The organism is Autumnicola patrickiae (assembly GCF_031846525.1).
Taxonomy (GTDB): domain Bacteria; phylum Bacteroidota; class Bacteroidia; order Flavobacteriales; family Flavobacteriaceae; genus Autumnicola; species Autumnicola patrickiae.
Window position 1 is genome coordinate 14,697 of sequence record NZ_JAVRHM010000018.1, and the last position, 14,659, is coordinate 29,355.

Sequence of the window (14,659 nt, forward strand, 5' to 3'; positions counted from 1 at the left end):
ATTTCCTGTTGTTTGATCATTATTGAAATTAAGTATTTGATAATTAACATTTTAAAATTGTGTAGATAGATTTCTTACCTCATTTTTTTGTCTACATTAGAGGAAATATCTATTGGTTTTTAATTATTTAAACGGTATACCTTTTTTTGTTCATTATTTTAACAACTTCAATATTATGGTTTCATACATTAAAACCGGGGAGATTAAATCCTCATTACAGGAATTGGTAAAGCAGCGAATTAACGATTGCGCTTCCGGAAAGGAACTTTCTCAGGATATCGTGGAACTGATTAAACATAATTTTCTGGCGAAATTTGTTCATTATAATAAGGAAAAAGGAGTGTTGGAAGTGGGAATCAACCGCTCTTCCCCAACATCCATATACCCAGATATTTATGTACATACTATTCCCGATACCCAGGTAGTGGAATGGCTGGAGGATTCTTATAAAGGTATGCAATGCGATCTTGAATTTTACGGCAAACTTTTAAGCGCAAGTAAACCCACTAATGATTCCGATGTAGTGCTAATGTAACAGTTAAGCTGCTGATCTCCTTTCAGGTGTTTCTATGAAGGAGGGCTTTCAACTATTGCTAAAAAACATTAAATTACCAGTTTCTTAACTGCTATTTCTTCTGCTTTTCCATACTTTATAAATAAAAATTTATGGAAAAGTACACGAATCTTAATCAACAGTTCATCGGTGGAAATTGGCAGAATGGTAATGATGACGCTACTATTAAAAACATCAATCCGTATGACAATTCCGAGATCAATACGATCAAGGGAGCAAATGCAGATGATGTAGATGCTGCTCATGTTGCGGCAAAGAAAGCAGGGGAAGAGTGGGGCAAAGCCCTTCCGCAGGAAAGAGCAGAAGTTATTCAAAAAGCAATACAAATACTTACCCAGCGAAAAGAGGAAATTGTAGAATGGCTTATAAAAGAAGCCGGGAGCACCCGTGTAAAAGCAGAAACGGAAATAAAAATTACTCTGGGCATCATGAAGGAAGCTGCATCTTTCCCCACCAGAATGCACGGTTTCATATTCGATTCAATTACTCCGGGAAAAGAAAGTCGTGCTTATAGAAAACCATTGGGTGTAATAGGAATTATTAGTCCGTGGAATTTTCCTTTGAACCTCTCTATGCGTTCCATTGCACCGGCTCTGGCCACTGGAAATGCTATTGTTTTAAAACCATCTTCAGATACTCCTGTAACGGGTGCAATCCTTGCAGCTAAAATTTTCGAAGAAGCAGGTCTTCCCAAAGGTGTTTTTAATGTCGTGATTGGAAAAGGATCTTCTATAGGCGATCACTTTGTCTCTCATCCCGACTCCAAGCTTATTTCCTTTACCGGTTCTACTCCTGTCGGGAAGAATATTGGAAAACTTGCCGGGGAAGCCATTAAAAAGACATCTCTGGAACTTGGTGGTAATAATGTATTTGTAGTGCTGGACGATGCTAATATAGACGATGCTGTAGATGCCGCTGTCTTCGGAAAATTTATGCATCAGGGTCAGATTTGTATGTCAATAAACCGAATTGTTGTCGACTTCAAAATTGCAGATGAATTTGTAGAGAAGTTTGTTGAAAAGACCAAACAGTTAAAGTTTGGAGATCCTTCAGATAAAGAGACTACTGTTGGACCATTAATAGATCACGACCAGGTAGAACGAATTTTAAAAGATGTGAATGACAGTACCAGTGACGGGGCGATTCTTAGAATTGGCGGTAAAGCCAAAGGTAATGTTCTTGAACCAACAATTTTAGATAATGTAAAGGATGATATGCCAATAGCCGATAATGAGATTTTTGGACCAGTGGCACCTGTTATAAGAGTTTCTTCGGAAGAAGAAGCGCTTAAAATTGCAAATTCCAAACCGCACGGTTTAAGTGGAGCAGTATTTACCAGAAATATCGCCCGCGGAGTAGCTTTTGCACGAAAAGTGGAAACCGGAATGATCCACGTGAACGACCAAACCGTAAATGACGAACCAAACGCTCCTTTTGGAGGCGAAAGAGGCTCCGGACTAGGACGTTTTAACGGAGATTTTGTCCTGGAAGAATTTACACGGCTGCAATGGGTAACCGTACAGCATGAGCCAAGGGATTTTACTCCTTTTACATAATTATTGCCGATAATTGCCAAATTTAAGGCATCATCTTTTTAAGGTGATGCCTAACTTTTTGTAGCAATATTTTCCAATATCATTTTTGCATGAACCCTGGAATTTTCTATAAACCATTTGTGGGTTTCTATACCACCGCAAACCACGCCGGCAAGGTAAATATCAGGAATATTTGTTTCCATTGTCTGTGGATTATACTTCGGGATTCGCTTACCATCATCAGATAATTCAATTCCCATATCCTGAAGAAAATCGAAATTAGGTCGATAACCGGTCATTAACAGCACAAAGTCGTTTTCAAGAACTTCGGTTCCCTGAGGTGTTTCAATAACCACTTCATCTTCTCTAATTTCTGTTAGAGTGGCATTAAAGTGGGCTTTAATACTACCTTCATTTATACGATTATCAATATCTGGCCTTACCCAGTATTTAACCCGCCTTCCAATTTCGGGTTTCCTTACGATCATTGTCACTTCTCCTCCTTTTCTATAGATTTCCAAAGCAGCATCTACAGCAGAGTTACTGGCTCCAACCACCACGGTTTTTCTTGTTGCATAGTAGTGTGGGTCGCCATAGTAGTGAAAAACTTTAGGCAAATCCTCTCCCGGAATATTTATATAATTCGGAATATCGTAGAAACCCGTAGCCACAATAACATTTCGAGTGTTATAAGCAGCTTTTTCCGTCTCCACAATTATATTTTTCTTTTCCTTTTTCTCTACGGAAGTTACCTTTTCAAAGAGATTGATGTTTAACTGATTGGAAGTAGCAATCCTGCGATAGTATTCTAATGCTTCTGCTTTTCTCGGTTTTGGATTTGTACTTATAAATGGAATATTATCAAGTTCCAGCTTTTCTGAAGTAGAAAAGAAGGTCATATTGGTGGGATAGTAATAAAGGGAGTTAACGAGACATCCCTTTTCCAGGATCACGTAAGAGAGGTTCTTTTTCTCTGCTTCCAGCGCACAGGCTATGCCTATAGGGCCGGCTCCAATTATAACAATGTCGTAAGGTTTATCAGGAATTTGCAAGTTGTCTTAGATTTTGAATAGTTTCCAACTGATTTTCTGCTTTAAAGACAAAACTTCCTGCCACTAGAACATCGGCGCCGGCTTTACAAAGTTCGGCAGCATTTTTATCTGAAACACCGCCATCAATTTCGATAAGCGTATCAGCATTATGAGTGACAATCAGCTCCTTCAGTTGCCTGATTTTTTTATAGGTGTTTTCTATAAAGCTTTGGCCTCCAAATCCGGGATTTACACTCATAATAAGTACTAAGTCGATATCATTTATAACATCTTTCAGTAAATCTATATTAGTGTGGGGATTTATCGCAACGCCGGCTTTCATTCCTTCAGCTTTTATTACCTGTAGCGTTCTGTGCAGGTGTGTACAGGCTTCCAGGTGCACAGTAAGATTATCAGCGCCCAACTTTGCAAAGTCTTTAATGTACCTGTCGGGATCAACGATCATAAGGTGTACATCCAGGGTCTTCTTTGCATGCTTTTTAATTGCTTCCAGGACTGGCATTCCGTAGGAAATATTCGGAACAAAAACCCCGTCCATAATATCGATATGAAACCAATCTGCCTCACTCGAATTCACCATTTCTATATCCCGCTGGAGATTACCAAAATCTGCAGCAAGTAGGGAAGGGGCAATAAGTTTCGTTGTCATAAATATGCTTATAAGAATAAAAGCAAAAATAACAAGATAATACTTATTTGATGCCTTCTGTAAAGTTTTTTAAGATGTACTTTACAGAACTTTGTATGGCAGGATTTAAATTGTCCACATGGCTCAGGTAAGATTCCATTTGTGAAAAATTATGCCGTTCATCTACCGAAATAAAATCGGCTTCGTAACCATCAAACTTAACATTAGGAATTTCTCTTTTAAAAAGGGTTATAACATCTTTATGACGTTCGTCAGCCTTTATTCTGCTAAAAAGGGATTTTAGTAATTGTTCCTCGCCCTCCAATACCTGGAAAAAGTTGCCCTGGGAATATAGAAGAATACCAGTAATATTATGGTCGTTGTTCCAGTTCTTACTAAAGTCTAAAGCTTCCTGGATTTCAATTTTCGAAAGTTTTGGGTTAACGGTACTTACGTAACTAATGGCAAAGCGCATAAAGAGATTTTAGAATTTCTCCAAAAATAGAAATTTTAAGAAATGTTCAAAGCTCAGGCTTAAACATTATCCAGATTATTTTTAGCTTAAATCCTTAAAATGATCTTTAATTACTTTTTTTGCTGCATTGTAGCCACACATTCCATGTACGCCACCTCCCGGAGGTGTAGAAGAGGAGCAGATATATACATTGGGATTGGGTGTGGAATATGGTGAGATTTTAGCTATTGGCCTTGTGAAAAGTTGGGTAATATCCTGTTTTCCACCATTAATGTCACCACCAACAATATTTGGATTAAACACTTCCAGTTGGTGTGTATTCATCGTGGTTTTAGAGAGAATACAATTTTTAAATCCCGGGGCAGCCCTTTCAATCTGGTCTTCTATTTGTTTCGTAAAGTCTTGTGTACTTCCGTTCTGAACATGGCAATATGCCCAGGCCGTATGTTTGCCTTGCGGAGCGCGGGTGTCGTCGAAAATAGAGTGTTGCGCAACGAGAACGTAGGGAGTATCGCTTAGCCGGTTATTATGGATGGAATCTTCAGATTCTTCCATCTCTTCTTTAGTGAAACCAAGATGCACAGTACCCGATTTTCGGCATTTTTCGTTTGTAAAGGGAATCGGTTCACTTAAGGCCCAGTCAATTTTAAAAACACCGGCACCGTAGTTGTAATTTTTCATTCTTTTGCGGTATAGCGAAGGGAAATTGGTTCCTTTTATTTTTAAAAGTTGTTCAGGGGTGACATCAAAAAGATATGCCTTTGCTTTGGGAAGCTCGTTTACGTCCTCCACCTTTTTATTTAGAAAAAGTTCCCCTCCCAAAGATTTATAGTAGGAGAGAAGGGCTTCAACAAATTTTCCTGCGCCACCTTTTGGAAATGGCCAACCGAATTTATGAGCCATGGTGCTTAATACCAGTCCAAATGAAGCTGAAGCTATTGTATGCAGCGGTAAGGTGGAATGTGCGGCAGATCCGTAAAAAAAGACTTTGCTTTTGTCCTCTTTAAAATAATGGTTCACCAGCATTTTTGCCGATGGTAGAGCTTTTAGTCCAAATTTCACCAATTCAACAGGGTGATCTGGAAAGGACAAGGGCCCAAGTAGATTATTCTCCAGTTGAGGCCATTTCTCTACAATGGGTTTAAAGAGCTTTTTATAAGCATTTTCATCTTTGTACAATTGTGCTGCTGTTTGGTCTATATCTTTATAACAGGCCAGCGCCGTGCCATCGGCAAAAGGGTGGGAATATGGAATATCAGGATAGATCCATTCCAGACCGTGCTCTTCAAGAGGTAATTCTCTGAAAAATGGAGAGGCCACGCCCATAGGCAAAATTGCAGAGCCAATATCGTGTTTAAACCCTGGCAATGTTACTTCCTCGGTTCTGGTGGAACCCCCTGGGGAAGAGGCCTGTTCAAAAATGGCAGTTTTTAAACCTTTCTGCTGAAGATGAATGGCCGCAGCCAATCCGTTAGATCCACTTCCTACTATAATTGCATCATATTGTTGAGACATTAAGGCAATTGATTTTTATCTAGATTAGCTAAATATTCTTTAAAGTTTATATCACCGTTTTTTTCACCAAGCATATCTGTGGTAGTAACATATTTAAAATAGTCCAGTTTCTCGTGGATATCTTCGAAAAAATTGGGCAGCTTTAAACCTATGTCTGCTATCACTTCTGGTACTTTTACGATCTGGCCGCCTATGGTATCCTGGATCATCTCTGCCATTTCCAGGCGGGTATGGATTTTTGGACCACCTACCTCAATTACGTCAGGCCCTTCATCTACATAGCTGCAAATAACTTTAGCGAGATCTGCATGATGTATACTATTAGTTTTTGCACTACCATCCCCAATTATGGGAATAACCTTTCTTTTTGCCATAATAATAAGGTCATTAAGGCCAGAAAAGAATCCAACAGGACGTATAATAGTATGGTCAAGATCTGAGCCCTGCAGCGCCTGCTCAAATAATTTATGGGAGCGGGCTACAGCAAAATCTTTTTCTACATCGGCTCCTTTTATAGAGGTATAGACAAACCTTTTTACGCCATTCTTTTCGGCATCACGCAGGATATTTTGATTAGATTCAAAATCAATTTTATAAAAAGATTTCTCATTAGGTGTAAAGAGGCTAACGCTATTTCCCAAAGCCGAAATTACAGTACCCACACCTTCAGTAATATTAGCAACTTCCTCGCTGTTGCTGGCATCGGCTTTCCAAATGTCATTCGTATACGGAATTAATTTTTCTTCTCCTTCATCAGAACTTGTAAGGGCGCGCACAGGCCGGCCCTGTGCATTAAGAATCTTCACTATTTCCAGTCCCAATGAGCCAGACGCTCCTGCGACCAAAACTTTTTGCTGTTTTCCCATTAATTTTTTAAAGATAAATTACGCAGAATTATAGAATTAATGAAGCGGTGCAGGAATGATTAACAAAAATTTAGTTTCTGTAACGTTGTGGCCTAATGAGCTGCGGGCATAAAAAAACCCCGGTCATCACTCCGGGGTCATTCATCAATCAAAAAACGAACAGTTATTTCTGCCACGGTCATCACTCCGCAGCTAAACTGTTGTCATCTTAAATATTTTATCCTAAGTAAGTTTTTAAAATCTTACTTCTGGAAGTATGTTTCAATCTTCTAATAGCTTTTTCCTTAATCTGTCTAACCCTTTCACGTGTTAGATCAAAAGTCTCGCCAATTTCTTCAAGCGTCATTGGATGTTGGTCTCCCAATCCAAAGTAAAGACGAATCACATCAGCCTCACGCGGAGTCAAAGTTTCCAAAGCACGCTCAATTTCAGTTCTAAGCGACTCATGTAGCAACTCTCTGTCTGGGTTTGGCGACTCACCACTACGAAGTACATCGTACAGGTTAGAATCCTCCCCTTCAACTAAAGGCGCGTCCATAGATACGTGACGTCCGGAATTCTTCATAGATTCCTTAACGTCATTAATCGTCATGTCCAGTTCCTTTGCGATCTCTTCAGCACTAGGTGGACGCTCGTGAGACTGCTCAAGAAAAGCAAAAGTTTTGTTGATCTTGTTAATAGAACCAATCTTGTTTAGCGGCAAACGCACAATACGCGACTGCTCTGCCAAAGCCTGTAAAATGGACTGGCGAATCCACCATACGGCGTACGAAATAAATTTAAAACCACGTGTTTCATCAAAACGTTTCGCAGCTTTAATAAGTCCCAAATTTCCTTCGTTAATTAAATCGGGAAGTGTTAATCCCTGATTTTGATACTGTTTTGCAACCGAAACCACAAAACGTAAATTCGCTTTAGTCAATTTTTCCAAAGCACGGTCATCACCCGCTTTAATTCGCTGAGCCAATTCTACCTCTTCGTCGGCAGTAATTAAATCAACCTTACCAATTTCTTGCAAATACTTATCCAGCGAAGCAGTTTCCCGGTTAGTTACCTGCTTCGTAATCTTAAGTTGTCTCATCTATCTTCTCCTTGGATTTATAATGTGAATAGCTCTTGTATTAGTTTATACGTAAGGAGTAGTCGAAATGTTACAAAAAACCTTAAAACTTTTTTATGGACGTTGCCCTTCGGGCCGGGCTTTCCGCTTCAAGTCCTCACTCCTTCCAGTCGCTGCGGGCTTTCCACTCCAATCCCTAACGCAAAAAATAAAATAATGGATATCAATCATGGAGTTGTAAGTTACGCACTGCATGTCGATAATTGACATTTTAAGACATCGTTCAAAATTTGTTTTTGTTTATTGTTTGAATTTTGTTGCTGTTCTTAGTTATGAATTTCTCAGTTACTAAAAGTTTAAATTATCAGAGGATTAAAGGAGGCTCTGCCTTTCAGATGTAATGATGATAATTGCCAAATTTGGAGCGTCATTTAAAATTTAAATTAAATTTTAGAGGTCGATAATTGGCATTTAAATTTTATAATTTAAAAATCAGAATATTTCTTAATTTCTAGCTTGATTCTGACTCTTTTTTAACGCAGGGATCTTAGTTCTTTTTCCGAACAATAAGATCTTGCGGGTTAATAATTGCCATTTTACGAGTACATTTAAATTCCGTCTTACATTTATTCAAAAGGAGATTGTTTCACCTCTTCGGGAACATCGGCAGAAAGGCTCTTCATAAAAGCTATAATTTCATCGATTTCCTTTTCAGACAGATCATTGGCTGTTTGGAGCTCTGCCATTATTTCCACAGCTTTATTTAGATCTTCTACAGAGCCATCATGAAAGTAGGGGTGAGTGTGCTCGATATTCCTTAATCCCGGGACCTTAAAGAAATACTTATCCATTTCATTTTCGCTAATTTCATATAGTCCCAAATCAATTGTTTCCGATTTTGTATGTTTCCAATAGTCTTCATATAATCCAAATTTTTGAAACATCTGTCCGCCCATAGCGACCCCGCTATGGCAGGTAACGCAACCGGCATCAATAAAACCGCGGAGTCCTCGTTTTTCCTTTTCTTCAAGTGCAGATTCATCCCCTTCTAAATATTTGTCAAAACGACTTTCCGGCATTAGCGTCCTTTCAAAAGCTCCAATTGCGTTAAGTATATTTTCAAAAGTAATTCCTTCCTCCCCGTAAGCTTTAGAAAACAGCTCCTGGTATAATTCAACTTCTTCCAAACGTTTTACAAGTTGTTGTTCCTCTTTAATGTTATGTTCTATAGGATTTAAAATGGGACCCGCGGCCTGTTCTTCTACAGTTTCGGCACGACCATCCCAGAACTGCATTTTGTGCAAAGCAGCATAAAGCACCGTTGGTGAATTTCGGTTTCCGAATGTTCCTTCGACATCTCCGGGAGAAAACCGTTCATTATCCACCCCATAGGTCTTGAGGTTGTGGCAAGAATTACAGCTGATATTTCCCTCTCCCGACAAGCGCTTGTCATAATATAAATGTTTACCCAATTGTACTGCATTGGGATCAGGTTCTTGCATTTCTACAGTAGACAGGGGATCAAAAAAAGTTTTTGCATCTGTCAAAAGTTGATACTCCTCCTCATCAAAATTGCCTTTGGCGGTTTCATTTTTATTCTTATCTACACAGGATATAATTGGCAAAAGCAGGCATAGGACTAAAAGACGTTTCATATTAAAAAGGTTTAGCAGTTAGCATCAATTAAAATAATAAGATCTTGTGCCTTAAAAAATGATAGAGATCATATTTTGGTTAGCGGAATCCATTTTCTGAAGAAACAAAAAAAGTTGTTTTCCTTATTGAAAGTAATCTGCCAATTACAATTTGTCAGAACAACACTTAGATCCCTGGATTATAAGGAGTCAAAAAAAATAGCCTTTGGCTCTGGGCTTTAAAGACGATAACTGTCATTTTCGGAGTGTCATTAAAACTAGCTCTTAAAAGCAGATCGATATTTGCCATTTTTGGTAGGTCATTCAAAATCTAGAATTCCAATATTTTTGCGTGAGATCAAAAAAAATGCCCCTGAATTTCTCCAGAGGCATTTGCAATATATAATTCAGAAGGAATTAATCATCATTCTTGCGATCTCTTCCTCTGCTGCGGTCATCACGTCCACGATTGTCACGAGATCCTCTGTTGTCACGACCTCTGTCGTTACGGTCGTTATCTCTTGGTGGTCTTGCCTGGTATCCTTCAGGTTTGTCCAGTAAAGCTTTACGCGATACTTTTTCCTTTCTGGTCTTAGGATCAACTCCAAAATACTTAACGTCTATCACGTCGCCAAGGTTTACAACATCAGTAACGTTGTCCGTACGATCCCATGCTAGTTCAGAAATATGTAATAAAACTTCGTTACCCGGAGCATCAACATATTCTACAACTGCACCAAAATCAAGGATTTTGATCACTTTTACTTCGTAAACACTACCTTTTTCAGGCTTAAATAGGATAGAGTCTATTTTTGCAAGTACTTTATCTATTCCTTCCTGGTTGGTTCCAAGAATTTCAACAACTCCCTGCTCGTCTACTTCGTTAATGACGATCTCGGTTCCGGTAGATTTCTGAAGTTCCTGAATAACTTTTCCTCCAGGTCCAATTAATGCACCAATGAATTCACCAGGTATCGTTCTGGTAATAATTTTTGGGGCGTGAGCTTTAACACTCTGGCTTGGTTCAGAAATACTTTCAGCAAGTTTATCAAGAATATGTAATCTTCCGGCTCTTGCTTGTTTTAAAGCTTTTACCAAAATTTCATAAGAAAGACCTTTAACTTTAATATCCATCTGGCAGGCAGTAATTCCGTCTGCTGTACCGGTTACTTTAAAGTCCATATCACCTAAAGCATCCTCATCTCCTAAGATGTCAGAAAGTACGGCGTAGTCATCTCCCTGGGAAATTAATCCCATTGCGATTCCTGAAACCGGCTTTTTAAGATTAATTCCGGCATCCATAAGTGCCATTGTTCCGGCACATACCGTTGCCATAGAAGAAGAACCGTTAGATTCTAAAACTTCAGAAACTACTCTTACTGTGTAAGGGCAATCTGCAGGAATCATGTTTTTAAGCGCACGCTGTGCTAAATTTCCGTGTCCTATTTCCCTTCTTGAAGTTCCTCTTAAAGGATATGCTTCTCCTGTGGAAAAAGGAGGGAAGTTATAGTGTAGGTAGAAAGTTTCTTCGCCCTGGTGGGTTGGAAGGTCTACCTGGTTTGCTTCTCTTGAAGTCCCCAAAGTTACCGTTGCCAGCGCCTGAGTTTCTCCCCTTGTGAAAATAGCCGAACCATGTGTAGAAGGGAGATAATCAACTTCAGTCCAGATAGGACGAATTTCATCAGTCTTTCTTCCATCTAAACGAATTCCTTCTTTTAAAGTTAAATCTCGGATAGCGGCTTTATGAGTGGCTTTGTAATATTTAGAAATAAGAGCTCCGTTTTCTTCCTGCTCTTCTTCAGAAAAGAGTGCTTTTACTTCTTCTTTTATTTCTGAAAATGCAGCGCTACGGTCATGTTTAGCTTTAGCTGCTTTGGCAGTATCATATATTTTCTGATATGCAGCATCGTGAACTTTCTGCTGAATACTTTCGTCTTCTCTTGCAGTTTCGTACTCACGTGGTTCTTTTTTTCCGAAAGCTTCAGCCAGTCTCACCTGTGCTTCAATCTGTGTTTTGATAGCTTCGTGAGCAAATTTAATAGCTTCTGCCATTTCTTCTTCGCTGCACTCCTTCATTTCACCTTCTACCATCATCACAGAATCTGCAGAAGCACCAACTATCATGTCGATGTCTGATTCTGCCAATTGTGATCGGCTTGGGTTGATAACAAATTCACCGTTAATACGGGCAACTCTTGCTTCAGAAATAGGGGTTTCAAAAGGAATATCAGATAACTGAATAGCGGCAGATGCAGCCAAACCGGCCAAAGCATCTGGCATCACCTCTTCATCATGAGACATTAGCTGAATCATCACCTGAGTCTCAAATTTATAATCTGAAGGGAATAGTGGTCTCAGAACCCTATCCACCAATCTCATTACCAGAATCTCTTCTGTACTTGGTCGAGCTTCTCTTTTAAAAAAGCCACCAGGATAACGTCCTGCGGCTGCGAATTTTTCACGATAATCTAATGTTAACGGGAAAAAATCCATAGTTGTTGGTGTGTGGGAAGATACTACGGTACAAAGAAGTACTGCGTTTCCCATTCTTAGCTCAACCGACCCGTGGGCCTGTTTTGCTAATTTTCCGGTTTCGAGAGAGATGGTTCTGCCATCTCCTAAATCGATAACCTCTTTAAATGTTTGTGGAATCATAATTTTTTGAATTCTAAACCGGAACAGTTCCGGATATTTTGTTAAACAATGGTCTCCGCCTTTTCCGGACGGCCGGTGTGTGTTGTTGTGTGTGAAGTATGATAGACCAATGAAAAACTACCTCTCGACGATGCTCGAGGTGACAATTTTTAAATCTAAAAGCAAAAACTACTTTTAAAGATATAAAAAAGGGGGCATAAAGCCCCCTTGAAATTTATTTTCTTAATCCTAATTCTTTAATGATGGCTCGGTATCTCATGATATCCTTCTTCATTAAGTAATCAAGTAAACTTCTTCTTTTACCAACCAGCATAACCAGTGAGCGCTCTGAATTATAATCTTTACGATTTTTCTTCAAATGCTCAGAAAGGTGAGCAATTCTGTAAGTGAACAATGCAATCTGACCTTCTGCAGAACCCGTGTCATTTTTATTCTGACCGTGTTTTTCGAAGATTTCTTCTTTACTCTCTTTGCTTAAATACATTCCAATATTAATTTTAATGATTTTTATGTATTGGCAGTTTTTCTACCAGGCGGCAAATATACTACTTTATGAAATAAAACCTACTGAGGGTGATAATTTATTTTTATACTCGCACTGGTTGGTTACCAATTAAATCCAGATAAAGGTTTACCTGGTTTTTAAGTTCGGAACGTTTTACAATAAAATCAAGAAAACCATGTTCCTTTAAGAATTCTGCAGTCTGAAAATCTTTTGGTAGGTCTTTTCCTGTAGTATCTTTTACCACTCTTGGTCCTGCAAAGCCAATTAATGCTCCAGGCTCAGAAATATTTATATCTCCCAACATGGCAAAAGATGCTGTGGTACCACCTGTGGTAGGATCTGTGGCCAGTGAAATATACGGGATTCCGGCATCTGCAAGTTGAGCCAGCCTTACTGAAGTCTTGGCCATTTGCATTAAGGATAGTGCAGCTTCCATCATTCTGGCACCTCCAGATTTTGAAATCATCATAAAAGGAACCCTGTTATTTAACGAATATTCTGCAGCACGGGCAATTTTTTCCCCAACCACAGATCCCATAGAACCCCCAATAAATTGAAAATCCATACAGGCAATCACCAGGTCTTTACCTTTTGATTTTCCAACAGCAGTTCGAACAGCGTCCTTAAGCCCTGTTTTATCCTGGGCAGCTTTTAATCTTTCAGTATATTTCTTGGTGTCTGTAAATTCCAGAGGGTCTTTGGAAGTCATATTCTTATCAAGTTCTTCAAATTCATTATCATCAAAGAGAATCTTGAAATATTCGTTGCTTCCAATTCTTACGTGATAACCATCTTCCGGACTCACATAAAAATTGCTTTCCAGTTGTTCTGCATCTACAATTTTTCCCGTTGGCGACTTATACCATAAACCTTTGGGTACATCTTTCTTCTCTTCTGTAGGAGTTTGAATCCCTTTTTGTGTTCTCTTAAACCAGGCCATAGCAATTAATTTTTATTTCTCCGGAACTACATCGATCCACCGGAAAAAATTAATCAAAAAAATAGCTGAAGCATTTCTGTTTACTTCAGCTATTCTATGAAAATTCAGTTATAAAGTATTTACGTTATTTAGGTCTTCAAAGGCTTTTTTTAGACGGGCCTTAAAGGTAACTTCTCCTTCACGTACCCATTTTCTTGGATCATAATGTTTCTTATTTGGAACATCAGAACCTTCAGGGTTTCCAATTTGTGCAGAAAGATAATCTTTTTTGCTGCTCATATAATCACGGATTCCTTCAAGATAAGCATACTGAAGATCTGTATCAATATTCATTTTAATAACTCCGTATCCAATTCCTTCACGAATTTCTTCAACAGTAGAACCACTTCCACCATGAAAAACAAAATCAATATGATTTTCTTTTAGTCCGTATTTCTTGGAAACGAATTCCTGGGAATTTTTAAGGATGATAGGCGTTAGTTTTACGTTTCCTGGTTTGTATACTCCGTGGACATTACCAAAGGCAGCAGCGATAGTGAATTGTTCGCTTACTTTGCTTAACTCTTCGTAGGCGTATGCTACTTCTTCAGGTTGCGTATATAATTTTGAGGAATCGATATCTGTATTATCTACACCATCTTCTTCACCTCCTGTTACTCCAAGTTCAATTTCCAATGTCATCCCCATCTTGCTCATTCTCTCAAGATACTTCTTACAAAGCTCGATATTTTCTTCGATCGGTTCTTCAGAAAGATCGATCATATGAGAACTGTAGAGTGGTTTTCCAAACTGTTCAAAATGTTTTTCACTGGCATCTAATAATCCGTCGATCCACGGAAGAAGTTTTTTGGCACAGTGGTCTGTATGAAGGATCACTGTAGCACCATAAGCTTCTGCTAATGCATGTATATGTTGAGCACCTGCAACGCCACCGGCAATTGCAGCTTTTTCATTTTCATTAGAAAGACCTTTACCTGCGTTAAATTGCGCACCACCATTAGAGAATTGAATGATAACAGGAGAATTTAATTCTGCAGCTGTTTCCATTACAGCATTTGCGCTACTGGAGCCAATTACGTTTACTGCAGGTAGAGCGAAGCCCTTTTCCTTTGCATATTTAAATATTTCCTGTACTTCTTTTCCTGTGGCTACGCCGGGTTTAATGTTATGACTCATAATTTTAGTTAATTAGGATAACAAAAATAAGAAAATTTGTTGGC

13 protein-coding genes are annotated in these 14,659 nt (G+C 38.8%); 2 read left to right on the forward strand and 11 right to left on the reverse strand.

The features are described from left to right. Positions 1-175 precede the first annotated feature (175 nt). Positions 176-535 carry a hypothetical protein gene (locus tag RM549_RS14545; protein ID WP_311686099.1) on the forward strand — a complete coding sequence of 120 codons (360 nt, stop codon included), beginning with the start codon at positions 176-178 and terminating at the stop codon, positions 533-535. A gap of 131 nt (positions 536-666) precedes the next feature. Continuing rightward, positions 667-2,130, forward strand: coding sequence for an aldehyde dehydrogenase family protein (locus RM549_RS14550; RefSeq protein ID WP_311686101.1), 1,464 nt, complete (start codon positions 667-669; stop codon positions 2,128-2,130). Between the two features lie 50 nt (positions 2,131-2,180). Here RM549_RS14550 and RM549_RS14555 read toward each other — a convergent pair whose 3' ends face one another. The 11 genes from RM549_RS14555 to fbaA all read right to left on the reverse strand — a co-directional run bounded on the left by RM549_RS14555 (position 2,181) and on the right by fbaA (position 14,615). After that, complete coding sequence (locus tag RM549_RS14555; protein ID WP_311686103.1) at positions 2,181-3,161, reverse strand: YpdA family putative bacillithiol disulfide reductase; 981 nt, start codon at positions 3,159-3,161, stop codon at positions 2,181-2,183. Further along, positions 3,148-3,810 (reverse strand): ribulose-phosphate 3-epimerase, encoded by a 663-nt coding sequence (rpe, locus tag RM549_RS14560; RefSeq protein ID WP_311686105.1) that lies wholly within the window; start codon positions 3,808-3,810, stop codon positions 3,148-3,150. The genes RM549_RS14555 and rpe overlap by 14 nt, the downstream gene beginning before the upstream one ends. A 43-nt stretch (positions 3,811-3,853) precedes the next feature. Next, entirely contained in the window at positions 3,854-4,264 is a 411-nt protein-coding gene (locus tag RM549_RS14565) for a BLUF domain-containing protein (RefSeq protein ID WP_311686107.1), read from the reverse strand. Between the two features lie 81 nt (positions 4,265-4,345). Next, positions 4,346-5,779, reverse strand: a complete 1,434-nt coding sequence (locus tag RM549_RS14570) for a phytoene desaturase family protein (RefSeq protein ID WP_311686109.1) — start codon at positions 5,777-5,779, stop codon at positions 4,346-4,348. Continuing rightward, on the reverse strand, positions 5,779-6,645 hold the full coding sequence (locus RM549_RS14575; RefSeq protein ID WP_311686111.1) for an SDR family oxidoreductase: 867 nt from the start codon (positions 6,643-6,645) through the stop codon (positions 5,779-5,781). The genes RM549_RS14570 and RM549_RS14575 overlap by 1 nt, the downstream gene beginning before the upstream one ends. A 217-nt stretch (positions 6,646-6,862) precedes the next feature. Further along, positions 6,863-7,726 carry a sigma-70 family RNA polymerase sigma factor gene (locus RM549_RS14580; RefSeq protein ID WP_029035204.1) on the reverse strand — a complete coding sequence of 288 codons (864 nt, stop codon included), beginning with the start codon at positions 7,724-7,726 and terminating at the stop codon, positions 6,863-6,865. 605 nt (positions 7,727-8,331) lie between these two features. After that, positions 8,332-9,360 (reverse strand): cytochrome-c peroxidase, encoded by a 1,029-nt coding sequence (locus tag RM549_RS14585; RefSeq protein ID WP_311686114.1) that lies wholly within the window; start codon positions 9,358-9,360, stop codon positions 8,332-8,334. Positions 9,361-9,756: 396 nt separating this feature from the next. Beyond that, a complete protein-coding gene (locus RM549_RS14590) occupies positions 9,757-11,994 on the reverse strand; it encodes a polyribonucleotide nucleotidyltransferase (protein WP_311686116.1) in 2,238 nt (745 codons plus the stop codon). 214 nt (positions 11,995-12,208) lie between these two features. Beyond that, entirely contained in the window at positions 12,209-12,478 is a 270-nt protein-coding gene (gene rpsO / locus RM549_RS14595; protein WP_311483847.1) for a 30S ribosomal protein S15, read from the reverse strand. Between the two features lie 103 nt (positions 12,479-12,581). After that, entirely contained in the window at positions 12,582-13,439 is an 858-nt protein-coding gene (accD, locus tag RM549_RS14600; protein WP_311686118.1) for an acetyl-CoA carboxylase, carboxyltransferase subunit beta, read from the reverse strand. A 108-nt stretch (positions 13,440-13,547) separates the two neighbouring features. Further along, positions 13,548-14,615, reverse strand: coding sequence for a class II fructose-bisphosphate aldolase (fbaA, locus tag RM549_RS14605; protein WP_311498387.1), 1,068 nt, complete (start codon positions 14,613-14,615; stop codon positions 13,548-13,550). Between the last annotated feature and the right edge of the window lie 44 nt (positions 14,616-14,659).

Excerpts from the sequence above, each read along its gene's own strand:
- RM549_RS14545 (WP_311686099.1), top strand. The coding sequence starts at position 176 with ATGGTTTCATACATTAAAACCGGGGAGATTAAATCCTCATTACAGGAA.
- RM549_RS14575 (WP_311686111.1), bottom strand. The coding sequence starts at position 6,645 with ATGGGAAAACAGCAAAAAGTTTTGGTCGCAGGAGCGTCTGGCTCATTG.
- RM549_RS14585 (WP_311686114.1), bottom strand. The coding sequence starts at position 9,360 with ATGAAACGTCTTTTAGTCCTATGCCTGCTTTTGCCAATTATATCCTGT.
- RM549_RS14565 (WP_311686107.1), bottom strand. The coding sequence starts at position 4,264 with ATGCGCTTTGCCATTAGTTACGTAAGTACCGTTAACCCAAAACTTTCG.
- RM549_RS14570 (WP_311686109.1), bottom strand. The coding sequence starts at position 5,779 with ATGTCTCAACAATATGATGCAATTATAGTAGGAAGTGGATCTAACGGA.
- RM549_RS14590 (WP_311686116.1), bottom strand. The coding sequence starts at position 11,994 with ATGATTCCACAAACATTTAAAGAGGTTATCGATTTAGGAGATGGCAGA.
- rpsO (WP_311483847.1), bottom strand. The coding sequence starts at position 12,478 with ATGTATTTAAGCAAAGAGAGTAAAGAAGAAATCTTCGAAAAACACGGT.
- accD (WP_311686118.1), bottom strand. The coding sequence starts at position 13,439 with ATGGCCTGGTTTAAGAGAACACAAAAAGGGATTCAAACTCCTACAGAA.
- fbaA (WP_311498387.1), bottom strand. The coding sequence starts at position 14,615 with ATGAGTCATAACATTAAACCCGGCGTAGCCACAGGAAAAGAAGTACAG.
- RM549_RS14550 (WP_311686101.1), top strand. The coding sequence starts at position 667 with ATGGAAAAGTACACGAATCTTAATCAACAGTTCATCGGTGGAAATTGG.
- RM549_RS14580 (WP_029035204.1), bottom strand. The coding sequence starts at position 7,726 with ATGAGACAACTTAAGATTACGAAGCAGGTAACTAACCGGGAAACTGCT.
- rpe (WP_311686105.1), bottom strand. The coding sequence starts at position 3,810 with ATGACAACGAAACTTATTGCCCCTTCCCTACTTGCTGCAGATTTTGGT.